Below are 16,212 nucleotides of genomic sequence, written 5' to 3'. Positions count from 1 at the left end.
CGCGGTGCCGGGCGCGTGCCGCTCCTCAGTGCGGGGATCAGAACAAACGGTTGTCCGGCACCGGCAGATCGAGCCGCCGGGGGCCGTGCCACCTGGCCTTGTCCTTCGGCAGGTAACCGAGCTGCGTGGCGAGCACCAGCGGCAGCAGCACCCTGCTCTTGGCGAGGTCGACGGTGACGTTCGCGCCCGTGGCCGCCTCGTCGCCGTAGGTCGAGTCGGTGCCGGCGATCACGAGGGCCAGCCGGTGGCCCTTCTTGAAGACGTAGTCCTGCGGCAGTGCCTCCCACGTGACCTTGCCGTACGTCCCAGCCGGCAGCGGCGATGGCTCGCTGAGCGAGTCGCGGTTCTGCACGTCGATCCAGCCCCGGCCGACGATCTCGAGGGGCCGGGTGGCCAGGTTGGTGACCACCTTCTTGTAGCAGGCGTCGTCGGCGGCGGTGCTCTCACCGTGGCAGTCCTCCTCGGCGACGGTGGTGATGCCCTGTCCGCGCCGCCAGTCGACCCGGGCGTCCTCTCCGAAATCGACGAGCAGGGCGGTCAGGTTGGCCGTCGGCCTGTCGAGAGCCACGCGGAGGTCGATGACCGGCGAGCCGGACAGGCGCAGGTCCAGCGGCAGGGCTCCGGTGGTGAACGCGATCCGCCCCGGCTTGGCCGTACCGACGTCGGCGATCATCGCATCCTCGGACTGCCGGATATCGGTGAACGTGGCCGTCTGCCCCTTCCTGGCCGGGAGGAGACCGAGCGAGCCGTCGGCCGCCGGCCGGAAGGGGACCTTCATGGTGAACGGCGCGGGCCAGTCTCGCTGGGTGATCCACCGATCCGGGCCGATCTGCACGTCGGCCCGCGGCTCCCGCATGATGCCGTTCTCCACACCGAGCAGCCAGTGGTCGAACCAGCGGTGCAGCGTGTCGACCCAGATGTCCCGGCGCCCCTCGAAGTCGAAGGGGTCGACATGCTGGTACTGCCCCACCCAGATCTTGCGGGGCACGTTCCGCTCGGCGAGGGCCTGCCACCATTTGGAGAAGTTGTCGGGCTTGACGTTGAGGTCGTTGACCGTGTGCACCACGAAGACGCTGGCGCGCACCCTGGACACGTCGCCCAGCGAGCCGGCGATGTAGTCGCGTTCGGCCCAGAAGGGGTTGTAGTCGCCGGTGTCGTCTCCGTCCTCGGCGTCCATGCGGGCCCGTACGGCCGCGCACTTGGCGGCCGGGTCGGTGTCGATGTAGCGCGCCAGCCAGGACATGTAGTCGCGGTTGTAGATCACTCCGTTGGAGCGCTGGTACTTGTACCAGGAACTGATCGCGGAGATGGGGACGATCGTCTCCAGCCCCTCGACGCCGGTGGCCGCCACCGCGTTGGCCAGGGTGCCGTCATAGGATTTGCCGATCATGGCGGCCCTGCCGGTGGTCCAGTCGGCGGTCACGGTCGTGCCGTCGGCGCGGTACGCGGTCGCGCGGCCGTTCAGCCAGTCGATGACGGCCTTGCCGCCCAGCACGTCACCCCGGCCGCCGACATCGGGGCAGCCATCGGACCTGGTGGTGCCGGCCATGTCGACGTTCAGGACGGCGTAGCCACGCGGCACGAAGTAGTTGTCGTAGAACAGGGGAAATTTCGCTAGATTGCCGTCGGCGTCGTAGACCTTGCGTTCGGCCTCGTTGCCACGTCCAGAGTTGTCGTAGTAGGGGCTCTCATCGATGATCACGGGCACCTTGAGCCCGGGACCCGACTCCCTCGGCCTGATGATGTCGACGCGTACGCGGTCGAGCCTCCCGTCGGCGTCGCTGTCGACGCTCGACTCGACGTAGACATGCTCGCGGATGGCATCGGCGTAGGAGAAGACCGGTTGAGTCCTCCCCCGGTCGATGGCGATGCCCGGTTCGGCGGTCGCGTGAGCGGGGATGGCGTGAGCGGGGGTGGCACCCACCATGACCAGTGCTAAGCCCATGAGAGCTGCTCGTAAGTGTGGCAAGCGGAACCTCCGGATAAACGGTGGCATCAACCGCAAATCTCGACAGATATCCACAAGCCGAGCAAGATTGCTTTATATGATCTGAATCATCTTGATCCCGAAGCGTGACACGCCACGGATCGGGACCTCTGACCGGGCGCTCTGACCGGGGACCGGCGAAGCCGCGCAGAAACGTCATCAGGAGAAGTAGACGCCGATGCGTTGACCGCCCACTTCGTGGACGTCGATGTCCAGGTCGTAGACCTCGCGCAGCACATCTGGGGACATCATCGTGGCGGTGTCCCCCTGCGCGATCACCTTCCCGTTCTTCATCGCGATGACGGTGTCGGAGTGACAGGACGCGAAGTTGATGTCGTGCACGACCAGGACCACGGTCTTGGCGAGCTCGTCGGACATACGGCGCAGCCGGCGCATCATCTGCACCGAGTGCCGCATGTCGAGGTTGTTCAGCGGCTCGTCCAGCAGCACGTAGTCGGTGTCCTGGCAGAGCACCATGGCCACATGGGCGCGCTGGCGCTGCCCGCCGGAGAGCTGGTCGAGGTGGCGGTGGGCCAGGTCGGTCAGCTCGAAGTAGCCGATGGCCTCGTCCACCAGGGCCAGGTCATGGGAGGTCAGCCGGCCCCCCGAGTGCGGGAAGCGCCCGAAGGCCACCAGTTCGCGCACGGTGAGCCGTACGCTCATGTGGTTCTCCTGGCGGAGTACGGCCAGCCGGCGGGCCAGCCGCTCGCTCGGGGTGGTGGCCACGTCCATGCCGTCCACGGTGACCGAGCCGCTGTCAGCCGGCAGCAGCCGGCTGATGATGGACAGCAGCGTCGACTTCCCCGCGCCGTTCGCCCCGATGACGGAGGTCACGCCGCCCTTGGGGATCGTCAGGCAGACGTCGTCGACGACGACGGCGTCGCCGTACCGCTTGGTGACGTGGTTGAGCTGGATCACCGTCGTGACTCCCGGACGAGCAGGGCGATGAAGTAGACACCGCCGAGGAAATTGACGATCACGCTGAGCGCGGTGTTCAGGGAGAACACCCGCTCCAGGATGAGCTGGCCGCCCACGAGGACGATCACCGAGATGAGGCCGGCCGCCGGGACCAGGACCCGGTGCCGGAAGGCGCCGGTGAGCTGCCGGGCGAGGTTGGCCACGAGCAGCCCCAGGAACGTGATCGGGCCGACCAGCGCGGTGGACACCGACACCAGGACGGCGATCATGACGAGGGCCTGGTTCACCACGGCGGAGTGGTCGACGCCGAGGCCGACCGCGTGGTCGCGTCCGAGGGCGACCACGTCGAGCCGGGCGAACAGGCGGGCCGCCCAGGCCGTCATCACCAGCACCAGGACGGTGGACAGCAGCAACAGACCGGGGTGCACCTGGTTGAAGCTCGCGAACAGGGTGTCCTGCAGCACGACGAAGTCGTTGGGGTTGATCAGCCGCGAGGCCAGGGAGGACAGGGAGGAGAACAGCGTGCCGAATATGACGCCCGCCAGGACCAGGACGTAGAGGTCCCGGCCGCGGCGGCCGAACAGCCAGCGGTACAGGGCGCTAGCGAACACCACCATGACCACCACCTGGCAGGCGAACAGCAGCCGGGGATCGGTGGTGGTGAGCGTCAACCCGCTGAAGAAGAACACGATCAGCGTCTGGATCAGCACGAACATCGCGTCGAACCCCATGATGCCCGGGGTCAGGATGCGGTTGCCGGTGACCGTCTGGAAGATCACACTGGAGCAGGCGACGGCGTAGCCGACCACGATCATCGTGGCGACCTTGCGCAGCCGGATGCCGAGGGCGTACTCCCAGTTGCCGACCAACCCGATGGTGCAGAAGCCCACCAGGACGGCGAGCGCCACCACGACCAGCACCGCGAGAGCACGGCGCTCGCGGCGCCGTACGGCCCGGAACGCCTCACCCGAGGCGGAAGCCGGAGCCGAAACCGGAGTGCGGGGGTTCGCCGTCACCTGAACCGTCTTCGTCGTCGTCATCTCAAACCGTCCTGTTCCGGTTCTTCAGCACCAGGGCCAGGAACACGCCCGCGCCGAGGACCCCCACCACGGTCGCGACCGGGATCTCGTACGGAAACCGGATGAGACGCCCGATCACATCGCAGACGAGCACGAAGAACGCCCCGGCCAGGGCGGTGACGGGCAGCACGCGCCGCAGGTTGTCGCCGAGCACGATCGTCACCAGGTTGGGCACGATCAACCCCAGGAAGGGGATGTCCCCGACGGTGACGACGACCACGGCGGTGATCACGGCGACCAGGACGAGGCCGGTGTTGATGACCCGGTCGTAGGCGACACCGAGGTTGATCGCGAAGCTCCGGCCCATCCCGGCCACGGTGAAGCGATCCGCGTAGAGGTAGCCGAGCAGGGTCACCGCACCGGCCAGCCACAGCAGCTCGTAGCGGCCGCGCAGCACCCCCGAGAAGTCCCCGCCGGTCCAGGCGGCGAGGGTCTGCAGCAGGTCGGCCCGGTAGGCGAAGAACGTGGTGACGGAACCGATGACGGCGCCGAACATGATGCCCACGAGGGGGACCAGGAGCATGTCGCCGAAGGTCAGCCGGCGCAGGAACGCCAGGAAGAGGAACGTCCCGGCCAACGCGAAGACCACGGCGATGCCCATCTTGACGAAGACGGCCTCGGAGCCGGCGAAGATGGTGGCCACCAACACGCCCAGACTCGCCGACTCCGTCGTACCGGCGGTGGAGGGCGAGACGAAACGGTTCCGGGTGATGTGCATCATCACCAGGCCGGCCACGCTCATCCCCGTGCCGGCGAGCAGGATCGCCGACAGCCGGGGCACCCGGGATTCGAGGAACACCAGCACCTCGGCGGAGTCGGCGTGCAGCAGCCCCCAGGGGGTGACGTCGGCGACGCCGACGAACAGCGACCCGAAGGCCGACAGGACCAGCAGTGTCCCGCCGACCACGAGATGCCAGAGCCGAACCCGTCCCCGAGCTGGGGATCCATCCTGAACCGGAGACCCATCCTGAGCCGGAGACCTGTCCCGAGCCGGGGGCTCGCCCTCGGAGTCCGTGGGCGAGCCCGCCGCCTCCCGTGACAGCCGGAGGAGATCGCTCACGAGAGGCTGTCGCCGATCGCCTTGATCATCGCCTCCACCGAGCTCAGGCCGCCCGGAGCGACATACCAGGTGAAGGAGTCCAGATAGAAGATCTTGTTGTTCTTCGCCGCCTTGGTCTGCTTGACCAGTTCGTTGTCCAGAACCTGCTCGGCCGCCTTCCCGCTCTCTCCGATGGCCGCGTCACGGTCGACGACATAGAGGAGATCGGGATCGGCCTTGGCGAGGAGCTCGGCCGAGATGGCGTTGCCGTGAGCGTCCGTTGAGAGGTCGTCCACCGCGGGCCGCACGCCGAGGGGGTCGTAGACGATGCCGAAGCGGGAGCCGGGGCCGTAGGCGCTCATTTTGCCGCCAGTGGTCAGGACGACCAGGCCCGTGCCCTTGGCCGGCGCCTTGGCCGCGACCTCATTCACCGATGCTTCAAGCGCGTCGAGCCGCTGCTTGACCTGGTCCCGCTTACCGAAGATCGCTCCGAGTGCCTCGGTGCGCTGGCGGAAGCTGGACAGGAAGTTCTCGTTGTCGACCGTCAGGTCCACCGTACGGGCGATCTTGTTGAGCTCAGGATAGGCGGCCGAGGAGCGGCCCGCGACGATGATCAGGTCGGGGCCGAGCGCGGCCACCTTCTCGTAGTCCGGCTCCTTGAGCGACCCCACCTTGGCGTAGTCATCGGAGCGGTACTTCGCCAGGGAGTCGGGCAGGGTGTCGAGCTGCGGAACCCCGGCGACGGGGACGTCGAGCTCGTCCAGCGTGACCAGCACGCCGATGTCGAACACCACCACCTTGCTCGGCGTCGACGGGATCGTGGCGGTCCCCTGCGCGTGGGTGATCGTCACCGGCTCGGCCGAGGTGGACGAGGCTGCCGTGGACGACGCGGCGGAGTCACCGGAGCCTGGGGCGGTCGTACTGCCGCAGGCGGCCAGGACGAACAGCGCGGGGATGACGAGAGCACCGAGCAGCCGGTGCCGGAGGGAATCGCAGTGCACAGGAACCTCTGTCGCAGATACCGATCAAAAGCAAAGCCAAGCCTTACCTAAGTTAGGTTTACCTAAACAGGGTCTCCGATCAAGTCCCGACAAAGGTGATCTACCGCACATCCCTCCGGGCATCCGCGCTCTCACAACCACCTCGGCGCGAGCTCAGTCGCCGGGATATCCGGCGAGCCGGCCCTCGGAGCGGCAGGCCGCCCGTCCCTGGGTCATCTGCACGGCGAAGTCGTCGGCGAGCCCGGTGATGGGGGCACGTCCTTCCAACTCGACCAGCCATTCGCCGGGCAGCGCGAGATCTCCGTACCGCGCGCCGATGATGTTGCCGCAGATGGCGCCCGTGGAGTCGCTGTCGCCCGAGTGGTTGACCGCGAGGAGCAGCGCCCGCCGCGACGACTCGGGCCCGGGGTGGTCCACCGACGCCCCTGGGTGGTCCACGAGAGCGCAGTAGACCGCGATGGCGAGCGCCTCCTCCGCGACCCAGGCCCCGCCGAGGGTCTCCACCTTCTCCGGAGTGGGATCACCGTCGTCGGCCAGGGCGACCGCGGCGCGCAGCGCCTCAGTCGTCTCCTCGTGCGCGGGGTAGTCGCCGAGAATCTCCATGGCGTCGGCCACGGCCCCGCGGATCGAGACGCCCTGGACCAGGGAATGGATCAGTACGGCCAGGGCGCCCGCGGCGAGATAACCGGTGGGGTGGCCATGGGTGATCTGCGCGCATTCCGCCGCCGTCTCGAAAGCCTCACGGGGGGAGCCTCCGACCAGCCCGAACGGCGCCGAGCGCATCACCGTGCCGCAACCCTTGGAACCCGGGTTGACCGGCCCTGGCTCACCCAGTTGTGGCGCGCGGCCCGCCTCGCCGGTCGCCTGGCCACCCTGGGCGTGCAGGCCCGACAGACAGGCGTTCCCCGGCGCCCGGCGGGCGTACAGCCATCGCTGCTCGCGCAGGCCGCCGGTACGGAAGACGTGCCGATCGTCACGGGCCGGCGGGGCGTCGTACTGCTGGGTGTCCAGCCACCGCAGGTACGCGGAACGGATCACGGAGGGCACGTGGCAGACGCCGCGCTGGACGAAACGGACATCCGCCCGCAGGAGGCCTTCCATGGTGAAGAGCGTCATCTGCGTGTCATCGGTGATCAGCCCGATCCTGCCGCTTCCGTCAGGGACGAGGCCGGTGATCCCGGCCGGGCCGTACCTGTCACGGATCCCGCCGAGTGAGGAGAACTCGATCGGCGCGCCGAGGGCGTCCCCGATCGCTCCGCCCAGAACGCAGCCCCTGACCCGGCTGCCGTACGTCAAAAAGTCTTCGGGAGAACGGTCCGCCACCGAGGGCTCCTCTCTGGATCATGGATACAGGGAAGACATATCACCGCCACCATTGCCCGTTACATCGTTTTCTCGCCGAAACGACCAGCCACGCACGTCCCTTCGTCTCTCCGTGATACCGCCGCCGTCCGCCTTGAGCCGTGCTCGTGGCGTTCGGGTGGACGCAAGCTGACCGGGATCATCTGGTCGGGCGCAACGGACCGCTTTCAGGCCGCATGAGCGACCGGAAGTGTCCCACGAGCCTGCGCATCGCATCGGGATCGCGGAGGACCACGCCGATCTCGAGGTTGTGGGCGAGTGCTCGGTCCGTGCTGGTCCACACTTGTGGATCAGCGCAGCAGTCGGATTGCGGCTCAGCCCATAGAGGAGATCCAGAACTTGGGGGGATCCACAAGGGGGTCGATCACTCCCAAGCGAGCCGCCGGGTTAGGGTCGATACTCCGCAGCGTGATCAGTCTCTGGCCATCCGCCTCCTCCAGCACAGCCAAAGCGCCGGGGAGACCTGCGGCAACTGTCGCGATCGCAAGACCCATCCCCGCCAGGCCCTGGTGCTTGTGTGGATATTCGATCCGGTGCAGACCCGAGGCCGCGATGGCCGCGACCTCCCGCTGGCGCTGCATCTGCCGTCCGTCATTGGTCACGATCACATGGAATCCCTCGGCAGCCGCCAGCGGGTAGAGGCTCTCATCACGCGTCCCAGACCAGCCAGGCAGGTCGAGCAAGTGAACAATCTCGTGGTTCACGATGAAGGCGGTGAGAGCCTGGTGGAGCGGCTTGGGGACGTTCTCATCCAGCAGCAGCCTCACGCGGTCCTCTGGGAGAGTCGTAGCTGTCAACGTAGTCGGCGAAATCCTCCGCCTCCAGCGCGGCCGTCGCCGTGACACTCGGGTAGTAATCAGTGATCCGATCAGCGGGAACACCGTCTCGGAGGAGCGCGGCGACCTCGTCATAGGGCACCCGCGTGCCCTCTATCACCGGGATCCCGCCCCGGACCGCCGGATCGACCGTCACATGATCACGTGGTCGCAGTAGGTCAGGGATATGGCGTCCGTCACGATAGAAGGGCCGCAGGACGTCCACCATCTCGTGGATGACGACGTTGGCCTTGCTGCGAACCAGATCGATCGCCTGATCGGGCGCTGCCAGGTAGATGGTGCTGTTGTCAGCCACCAGGCGGTACGCCGAGAGATGGTCACGCTCTCCCAGGTCGTCGCGGAGCGTGTCCAACGCCCTTCTGATCTTCTGTAGTGAAGTGTCATTGCGCAGCTTGACGCAGGTTCGCAATGCCATCACGTCCCGGAATGAGTACAGGACGGGACGGGCAGCGGAGATTTCGGGAACCAGCACGGCTCCACGGCCCACACCGGCCTTGCGCCAGTGGGCGAGCTGGCGAAGCGTTGCACCCGACAGCGCCGCGGCCAGCTTCGGACTGTAGGACATCGCTTCACCTCCTCCACGCACGGATACGGATACGCCGGACGCTACCCGGTCATCATCGCAAAGATCTCCTCGACGTTCATGCCTTTCTGAGCGCCCGGCGAGCCCTTCCTCAGTGGGCCCCGCTCCTCGTTCAGCGATGTCACGCCGTGGCAGTCGCCGGCGCGACGTCTCCATGGACGCGTTGGAGGTATTCCACGGCGTGCTCGGCGGCCGGATCGTGGTTCAGCCGGTCCCGGTAGAAGTGGAGGCGGTCCTCACAGTCGTCGATGATCTCGCTCCAGGTCCGCGCCCAGATGCGCACCCCGCCCTCCCACTCAGCGATGCAGCCTGGCGGGCGGTTCGGCGCACTGGCGTCCCGTCTGACAACCTCTGACATCTCGGTGGAGACGATCCAGAAATCCCAGGAAACACGGGCGTCGCGGAATTGCGGATCGCTGACGATCGCCTCCGCGTAACTCTTGATCTGCGCGACCTCCACCTGGCCGATCTTGACCTTGGGCGCTTTGAGCTCGACCACCAGATGCTCCCGACCGAAGCTCCCCCGATGCGCCCTCCCCAGCATGAGGTCGACAATGCCTTTCCTGCCGTCTTCGCGGCACACCGGATTGAGCTGACCGTTCTCAGGCTCACGGCCCAACTCCTTGAGATGCCGCCTCAGCACCGCGTCGAGGCTCTGGTCGCTGACCATCAGCGCATACGCGTCACCGAAGATCCACGTCTCACGCTCCAGGATCTTGTGGAGCTCGCTCCGCTCTCTGACCGTCCTGCTGACCTCCGGCTCGAAGACGAGCGTCTTGAGCACGGCGAGAAAGTCGAGCCGGTCGGTGACCTGACCCGTCGCCTTGATCACTTCGGAGAGGCTGGTCCGCTGGAGGATGCGCTTGAGCTCCTCCTGCTCCGACTGAGGCAGCCGGAAGAGCTCGTCCAGCACGGGATAAAGGCCGCCGGGATCATGGGAGATGACCTCTCGGAGAAGCCGCAGAGTGGTCTTCTTGCTCTGCGTCCCACCCGGCAGCCGACGGGCGATCCTGGTCGCCACCTCGTCGAACATCTCCCGCTCGACCGCCTGCGCGGGCTCGACCGGTCCAGCGGAGTACGGGTAGACGCCCTCGGTCTTCCACTCCTGGATCAGCCGGGCCCTGCGTTCCTGCTCGCGTCTCTTGAAGTGCGTACGGAGCTTCTCCCGCGCGAGCGCCAGAAGAGGAGCGATCTCATCCAGTTCCGCCAAGGACAGATCGTCCCGGCGTTCGACGAAGCCGTCCCAGAGCAGGTAAGCCGTGAACTGGTAGCCGGGTGCCTGTATGCCCGGTGAGGGATCGTCCAGGACGACACCATTGGTGTCGCAGAGAGCCAGCACACGACCGACATCCTTCGGCCATTCGATGACGCGCAGCAGCGGCGCGGCATATCCATCCGAATCCGGCCACGGCAGCGGGTATTCGGCCATGTCGGTCCAAACGGTGGCGGGATCGAGAAGCGTGCCCTGGTAGACGATCCGCACATCGAGATTGGCCGCCAGGAACGGCGCGAACGTCGAAGCGAGTTGCTGGGCCGTGTCTTCCTGGGTGAGGCGGCTCACGAAGTCCCCAGGGACCGACGCCTCCACACGCGTCCCACGCGAGAGATGAACGGACTCCGGTTCGGAGATGTCGAAATCCGTAGGGCGGTCGACGGCTCCGCTGATGACCGTACGCTCGACCCGTCCGCCGGCCGCCTCCGCGACCGTGACCCACCGGACCTGCCCGCCCAGTGCGAACGCACGTAGCCTGCCCTGCCCGCTCCGCCCGTGCAGACCGCGCTTGAGATGCGGGGAGACCTTGGCTGCCGTCTTCCACGACCCGCCCAGGCCGCCGAAGTAGCTCTTACATGACGCGTTCGGCATCCCGTGGCCGTCGTCGGTGATGCTGACCGACTCGATGCCGCCCAGTTCGTTGATCTCCAGATCAACTGTGACGAGGCTCGCCTCCGCGTCCAGGGCGTTCCAGATCATCTCCACGACCGCACCCATCGGATCCTTCTGCCAGGCGAGGCGAAGCAGATGATCAGGTTTGGCCTCGATGTGAACGGTACTCACCCGGTCACCATCCCAGACGACATGCAGCACCATGCGAAAGATCGGCAGAACGGGCCGCATGCTCCCGGACCTCTCCGAACGGAGCCTACGATCGGAGTGCCCATGACCGGGGAGGCGGCATGGGCATCATCAGTTGACCATGCGAACCACACCCGGCGACAGCTCTTCATAGGTCGGTGTGTTCAGCAGAAGTGGATGGCCATCAGGGCCGCCGCGCTGCCCGCCCAGGTCCGGCTGACCACCTGGCAGTGGTCCCGCATCTCGAGCAAGGCGATCTTGCAGACCTGGCCGTCAGGTCACGCAAGATCACGACAGCGTTCATAACATGAAAAAGACCATCTCACACAGCGTGTGAGATGGTCTCGATCTGGTGCCCCCTGCAGGATTCGAACCTGCGCACCCGGCTCCGGAGGCCGGTGCTCTATCCCCTGAGCTAAGGGGGCCTGACCGGTGATAAGGCTACCAGTTCTCAGCGGTGCCTCGTCACATCATTGAGCGGCGGGGCCGGTGGCTTCGCATCGAGATCCCCAAAACCAACACGTGAACCCTTTTCGCGAGTTAGCTTTGCGGCTGTGGGCGAGCTTATCGGGCGAGTGCTGGTCGTGGATGACGACGAGGTCATCCGGCAGCTCATCGCGGTCAATCTGACGCTGGAGGGGTTCAAGGTCGAGACCGCGTACGACGGGCAGAACTGCCTGGACCGCGTACGCGAGGTCGACCCCGATGTGATCACACTCGACGTGATGATGCCGCGCATGGACGGCTGGGAGACGGCCACCCGGCTGCGCACCGACCGGGGCACCAGCCATATCAAGGTCGTGCTGATCACGGCGCGGGCGCAGGATGACGACCGGCGGCGCGGACTCGGCATCGGCGTCGACGCCTATCTGACGAAACCCTTCGACCCCGCGGAACTCATCCAGATCGTCCGCGATCTCGCCACCCGGAACACGCCCGCCGCCTGATCTGGGTCGGTCCAGGTTTGGTCCAGGTTTGGTCCACGGCGTCCTCGTCACCGTGCTGAACCCCAAGGTCATCCTGCTGGTCGGCTCCGCCCGCGTCAGGCTCTGACCGGTACGGCTCGTGCCGCGTCCTCACCCACGTTTTCAGCCACGTGTGCAGCCGCGTTCTCCACGAAACGAGCCACCCGGCCCGGGTCGGCGAGCATGGTGATGTGATCCCGCCGGGGCAGATGCGTGAGGCTTCCGTCACGGCATGCCGCGAGAAATCTCCGCTCGTCGACGCGGAAGTGATCGCGGGAGCCGTTCAGCAACCAGACCCGGCCCGGATAGGCGGACAGCGCCGCGATCGGGTCGCCGGAGGCGACGGCGTCGATCACCGACGGCACGACATCGCAGGACAGGCCGCCCTCGACGAACGCCTCCGCCACGGGCCCGGGCAACGCGCGGCGGAAGCCGTACCGGCTCGCACGCTCGGCCAGCGCGGGATGGCGTACGGCGAGACGGCCGGCCAGCCGGAAGGCGCCGACGGCGAGTCCGCTCGGCCGTGCCGTACACCCCATCGCGACGAGCCCGGCCACGAGCTCGGGATGCCGCGCGGCGGTGGCGATGCCGACGTACCCGCCGAGCGAGTGTCCGACGACGAGCGCCCGTCCGCCCAGCTCCGCGATCGAGTCGGCGACGACTTCGCATGCGGCGCCCATGTCGAACGGCAGGCCGCGACGGGTGCCATGACCAGGCAGATCGGGCGCGGCCGACGGCCTGTCCAGACGGGCCCGCACCGGGGACCACATCGTGCCGCTGACGCGGGTTCCGTGGATGAAGACGATCGGCAGCATGGCGACACCTTCCACTGATGCAACGCACCGTCGCGTTGTACTTCCGAGTAAAACACAACGCAACGATGCGTTGCAAACGCTAGGCTCGCCCCATGGAACCGAGAGCGGAGCCGAGAAAGACACCGGGGCCGAGAAAGCGGCGCGAGATCCTGGACGCCACGCTCGAGCTCCTCATGGAAAAGGGCTATGAGGGCCTGACCATCGAGGGCGTGGCCGAGCGATCCGGCGTCAACAAGACCACGATCTACCGCTGGTGGCCTTCCAAGGCCGCCGTGCTCGGCGCGGCACTGGTCGAGTCACCGGGCCTCGACATCGAGATGCCCGACACCGGAAGCCTCCACGACGATCTCAAGGCGCTGACCGACGGCCTCGCGGCGCTCCTCACCACGCCACCCGCGTCGGACATCGCCGTGGCCGCGCTCGGCGCGGCGGCGAACAGTCCGGAGCTCGCCGCCGCCGCCAAGGATTTCTTCGCCGACCGGCTCGCCAGGGAGCTGGCGATCTTCGAGCGGGCCGCCGCCCGCGGTGAGATCGACGCGACGACCGACCAGATGTTGATCATGGATCTGCTCGCCGGGGCGGTCTGGCTGCGGGTGGTCTTCCGCGGACTGCCGCTCGACGAGGACTTTACGGAAAGAGCGGTGAGCGTGGTACTGAAGGGGGTAGGGCGGCCAGGGGATTCACCGGCACGCCGACCGTCTCAGCGCGGCGGCCGAGCAGCGGCTGACCGGTGAGGATCCCCCCGGCCGGATCGCGCGCCGGCGTATGTCTTCCGCCGCACGCTCGCGCGTTTCTCATCACATCCGGCCGCGGCCAGTAGGGGTCGTAGTAGAGCCCCATAAGCACAGTCCAGCCACACCGGCCACCACGTCGCGTCATGCCGTGCCGTGCCATCGCTTCCGTATGCCGTCATCCGCATGCCAGGTGGCGCCATGTCCTCGCACCCCCCGCACGGCGACGAGTGGAGGTGGAGGGAGCGTCCGATGACTGATTCCGAAATCCGCCCGCCCGAGTTCCCGCCACGGGGACCCGTCCGGCGCAGCCCGGGGCGCCGGCTCATCCTCGGCGTCGCCACGGCTGCGGTGATCGCCACCGGAGCGGGTGTGGCCGCCGCCGGCAACTCGGCGGGCGTCCATCCCGCGGCCCAGCCACCGGGGGTCCAGCCCTCTCCCGGAGCCAGCGCGACGGCGCCGAACGGCGGGTACCAGACCTTCACCACCCAGACCGGGGTCGTCACCTCGGCCGGGGAGAACTCCATCTCAGTGAAAGGGGATGACGGCAGCGCGCGCACGTACGCCGTCAACGGCTCGACGCGGGTCTGCGCCGGCCCCGAGGGCATGTCCGGGATCAGGAACGGCGACAAGGTCTGGGTGATCGGTTCGGCCCAGGGCCAGCGGCCGACCGCGTTCATGATCATGGATCTGACCCGGCCGCAGTGGCCCGGACACGGCGCGGGAGGACCAGGAGGCCCAGGAGGACCAGGAGGCTCGGCGCCGCCCGCGCCCACCGGCCCGGGAGCGCCGACGCCGTCCGAAAGTGTGCCCGCGCCGTACTCGCCTGGTGGAACTCCGGGGGAGACCGCCGGACCGGAGACCGCGGGGCCGGAGACGGTCGAGCCGACCGACTGACGAGGCAGCGCGACAAGTCAGCGCGACCAGAGAGGGCGACCAGAGAGGGCGACAAGGACCGGTTCCGGTACGGCGACGCCCGCCGTGCCGGAACCGGCCATGCGCTTCCCCAGGAATCTAGGACGTCGAGAACGTGAACCAGTTGACGTTGACGAAGTCGGCGGGCTGGCCGCTGCTGAACGTGAGGTAGACGGTGTGCGTGCCGGTCACGGCGGAGATGTTCGCCGGCACGGTGCGCCAGCTCTGCCAGCCGCCCGTGTCGGCGACCGCGAAGCTGCCGATCGGCGCGGCCGTCGGGCTGTCGAGCCGGACCTGGATGAGACCGCTCACACCGCTCGGCGCACCCGACGCCACCCTTGCCTTGAACTGCGTGGCCGGGGTCGAGCCGAAGTCGACCCGGTCATAGCGGAGCCAGTCCCCGTTGGCTATATAGCCGACGTTCTGCCCGCCGCCGGTGTCGCTGGTGGTCTCCACCGAGGTTCCGCTCTGGGCCTGGTAGTTCTCGGCCTGGATGGTGGAGCGGGCGTCGACGCCGCCACCGCCGGGCGGTGGCGAGGTGGGCGACGGGCTGGGCGATGAGGGACCGCCGGAGCCGCCGCTCTGCCATACCGCGACGTAGTCGACGAGCATGGGCCGCCCGGAGACGGTGGCCGAGGACGGGGTGGAGCGGCCGGCCACACCATTGGGGAAGGCGCCGCCGATCGCGACGTTCAGCAGGAGGAAGTACCCGGCGTGTGACGTCATGTTGGACCAGGTCGTGGCGTCGAGCTGGTTCTGGCTGACGCTGAAGAACTGCTGGCCGTCCACGTACCACCGAAGCTGGTTCGGCGTGACGCCGGTGTCCCACTCGAACCGGTAGGTGTGGAAGGCCGACTGGCAGGTCGACCCCGGGCAGGCCCGGCTGGCGCCGCGACCGTTGGTCTCGTCGCACGGTCCGCCGGGGGTGACGCCGCAGTGGAGGGTGGCCCACACCGTGTTGAGGCCGTTGACGTTCTCCATGATGTCGAGCTCGCCGATGCCGGGCCAGTTCCAGTAGTTGCCCCGGTAGGGCGAGCCGAGCGCCCAGAAGGCCGGCCAGTAGCCGAGGGCGGCCTCGCCGGTCACGTTCGGCATCTGGATGCGGCCCTCGATCCGCAGGGTACGGCCCGGGGCCGGCTTGAAGTCCGCGCGCCGGGTCTCGACGCGGGCGGAGGTCCAGTTCTGCCCGCTCCTGATCGGGGTGATGCGAAGGTTGCCGTTGCCGTCCAGGCTGACGTTGGCCGGGTCGGCCGTGTAGTTCTGGATCTCCCCGGTGCCCCAGTTGGCCGGACCACCGGGATAGGCGTGACCGGTGTCGATGATCCAGTTGGTGGACGACGGCAGTGATCCGGCCGAACCGTTGAAGTCGTCCGCCCAGACCAGCGACCAGCCCGATGGGGTGGCCGGGACCGCCGCGACGGCCGGCCGTACGGCGACCGCGACGACCGCCGCGACGGCGATGAGCAGGGCCACGAGCGGGCGGCGGAGCCGTCGCGTTCGCGCGTCTCGCGGCAGCGCGGAGGAAAGCGCGAGGGAACGGGACGCGGGAGGACGGGACGCGGGGGGCCGGGACGCGGGGGGCCGGGACGCGGGGGGTTGGGACTCGTGCATTGGCTGCCTCTTCTCCCTGGCCTCCATGTGCGGATCTCCTTGCACGGAGATTCGTCGAGGGCAGGTGGAATGGGGGTGGGGGGTTGGGGGTACGGCCCGCTCGCCGCGGGCCGACCTGCCGACACTTTCCCCCTTCATCCGACCTCAGTCAAGTGTCCAAGTAGAGTTTGCGAGAGCGCTTTCCCATCAGATAGCTCTTGACTTGGGCAAATGGAGAGAGCGCTCTCTAACGGCTCTCCGGATCGGCGGTCTTGTCGCGGCCCTCTCCGCCGAGAGCTCCGCCCACGAGCGGAGGC

At 67.8% G+C, this 16,212-nt stretch carries 14 protein-coding genes and 1 tRNA gene; 3 read left to right on the top strand and 12 right to left on the bottom strand.

Going from position 1 to position 16,212, the window contains the following annotated elements:
• Positions 1–37: 37 nt before the first annotated feature.
• The 10 genes from Mth01_RS05790 to Mth01_RS05745 all read right to left on the bottom strand — a co-directional run bounded on the left by Mth01_RS05790 (position 38) and on the right by Mth01_RS05745 (position 11,304).
• Positions 38–1,945 (bottom strand): Xaa-Pro dipeptidyl-peptidase, encoded by a 1,908-nt coding sequence (locus Mth01_RS05790; protein ID WP_239089397.1) that lies wholly within the window; start codon positions 1,943–1,945, stop codon positions 38–40.
• Positions 1,946–2,146: 201 nt separating this feature from the next.
• Positions 2,147–2,905: an iron ABC transporter ATP-binding protein gene (locus Mth01_RS05785; RefSeq protein WP_204012413.1), complete on the bottom strand. Its 759-nt coding sequence runs from the start codon at positions 2,903–2,905 to the stop codon at positions 2,147–2,149.
• Complete coding sequence (locus tag Mth01_RS05780) at positions 2,902–3,945, bottom strand: iron chelate uptake ABC transporter family permease subunit (RefSeq protein ID WP_204012410.1); 1,044 nt, start codon at positions 3,943–3,945, stop codon at positions 2,902–2,904. The genes Mth01_RS05785 and Mth01_RS05780 overlap by 4 nt, the downstream gene beginning before the upstream one ends.
• Before the next feature lies 1 nt (position 3,946).
• On the bottom strand, positions 3,947–4,891 hold the full coding sequence (locus tag Mth01_RS05775; RefSeq protein ID WP_239089396.1) for an ABC transporter permease: 945 nt from the start codon (positions 4,889–4,891) through the stop codon (positions 3,947–3,949).
• 149 nt (positions 4,892–5,040) lie between these two features.
• On the bottom strand, positions 5,041–6,024 hold the full coding sequence (locus tag Mth01_RS05770) for a siderophore ABC transporter substrate-binding protein (RefSeq protein WP_239089395.1): 984 nt from the start codon (positions 6,022–6,024) through the stop codon (positions 5,041–5,043).
• A 153-nt stretch (positions 6,025–6,177) separates the two neighbouring features.
• On the bottom strand, positions 6,178–7,347 hold the full coding sequence (locus Mth01_RS05765) for an ADP-ribosylglycohydrolase family protein (protein ID WP_204012407.1): 1,170 nt from the start codon (positions 7,345–7,347) through the stop codon (positions 6,178–6,180).
• A 353-nt stretch (positions 7,348–7,700) separates the two neighbouring features.
• A complete protein-coding gene (locus tag Mth01_RS05760) occupies positions 7,701–8,153 on the bottom strand; it encodes a PIN-like domain-containing protein (RefSeq protein WP_204012405.1) in 453 nt (150 codons plus the stop codon).
• Positions 8,134–8,787: a DUF433 domain-containing protein gene (locus Mth01_RS05755; RefSeq protein WP_204012402.1), complete on the bottom strand. Its 654-nt coding sequence runs from the start codon at positions 8,785–8,787 to the stop codon at positions 8,134–8,136. The genes Mth01_RS05760 and Mth01_RS05755 overlap by 20 nt, the downstream gene beginning before the upstream one ends.
• A 139-nt stretch (positions 8,788–8,926) precedes the next feature.
• A complete protein-coding gene (locus tag Mth01_RS05750) occupies positions 8,927–10,861 on the bottom strand; it encodes an ATP-binding protein (RefSeq protein ID WP_204012401.1) in 1,935 nt (644 codons plus the stop codon).
• 368 nt (positions 10,862–11,229) lie between these two features.
• Positions 11,230–11,304: transfer RNA gene (locus Mth01_RS05745), tRNA-Arg, on the bottom strand.
• Positions 11,305–11,433: 129 nt separating this feature from the next.
• Between Mth01_RS05745 and Mth01_RS05740 the strand changes: the two genes are divergently transcribed.
• A complete protein-coding gene (locus tag Mth01_RS05740) occupies positions 11,434–11,826 on the top strand; it encodes a response regulator transcription factor (RefSeq protein ID WP_239089394.1) in 393 nt (130 codons plus the stop codon).
• 95 nt (positions 11,827–11,921) lie between these two features.
• Here Mth01_RS05740 and Mth01_RS05735 read toward each other — a convergent pair whose 3' ends face one another.
• The gene (locus Mth01_RS05735; RefSeq protein ID WP_204012385.1) at positions 11,922–12,659 is read right to left on the bottom strand and encodes an alpha/beta fold hydrolase; all 738 of its coding nucleotides are present in this window, start codon (positions 12,657–12,659) and stop codon (positions 11,922–11,924) included.
• Positions 12,660–12,751: 92 nt separating this feature from the next.
• Between Mth01_RS05735 and Mth01_RS05730 the strand changes: the two genes are divergently transcribed.
• Complete coding sequence (locus tag Mth01_RS05730) at positions 12,752–13,393, top strand: TetR/AcrR family transcriptional regulator (RefSeq protein ID WP_204012383.1); 642 nt, start codon at positions 12,752–12,754, stop codon at positions 13,391–13,393.
• A 249-nt stretch (positions 13,394–13,642) separates the two neighbouring features.
• Entirely contained in the window at positions 13,643–14,287 is a 645-nt protein-coding gene (locus tag Mth01_RS05725; protein ID WP_204012380.1) for a hypothetical protein, read from the top strand.
• 117 nt (positions 14,288–14,404) lie between these two features.
• Here the strand turns inward: Mth01_RS05725 and Mth01_RS05720 are convergent, their stop codons facing one another.
• Positions 14,405–15,778 carry a glycoside hydrolase family 16 protein gene (locus Mth01_RS05720; RefSeq protein WP_239089393.1) on the bottom strand — a complete coding sequence of 458 codons (1,374 nt, stop codon included), beginning with the start codon at positions 15,776–15,778 and terminating at the stop codon, positions 14,405–14,407.
• Positions 15,779–16,212: the final 434 nt, after the last annotated feature.

The organism is Sphaerimonospora thailandensis, assembly GCF_016863115.1.
Classification (GTDB): Bacteria; Actinomycetota; Actinomycetes; order Streptosporangiales; family Streptosporangiaceae; genus Sphaerimonospora; species Sphaerimonospora cavernae.
Note: the sequence above shows the minus strand (reverse complement) of the source record. Positions and strands in the feature narration are given on the sequence as shown.

Coding starts and splice junctions, on each gene's coding strand:
- Mth01_RS05755 (WP_204012402.1), bottom strand. CDS start 8,787: ATGTCCTACAGTCCGAAGCTGGCCGCGGCGCTGTCGGGTGCAACGCTT.
- Mth01_RS05780 (WP_204012410.1), bottom strand. CDS start 3,945: ATGACGACGACGAAGACGGTTCAGGTGACGGCGAACCCCCGCACTCCG.
- Mth01_RS05730 (WP_204012383.1), top strand. CDS start 12,752: ATGGAACCGAGAGCGGAGCCGAGAAAGACACCGGGGCCGAGAAAGCGG.
- Mth01_RS05790 (WP_239089397.1), bottom strand. CDS start 1,945: ATGGGCTTAGCACTGGTCATGGTGGGTGCCACCCCCGCTCACGCCATC.
- Mth01_RS05735 (WP_204012385.1), bottom strand. CDS start 12,659: ATGCTGCCGATCGTCTTCATCCACGGAACCCGCGTCAGCGGCACGATG.
- Mth01_RS05725 (WP_204012380.1), top strand. CDS start 13,643: ATGACTGATTCCGAAATCCGCCCGCCCGAGTTCCCGCCACGGGGACCC.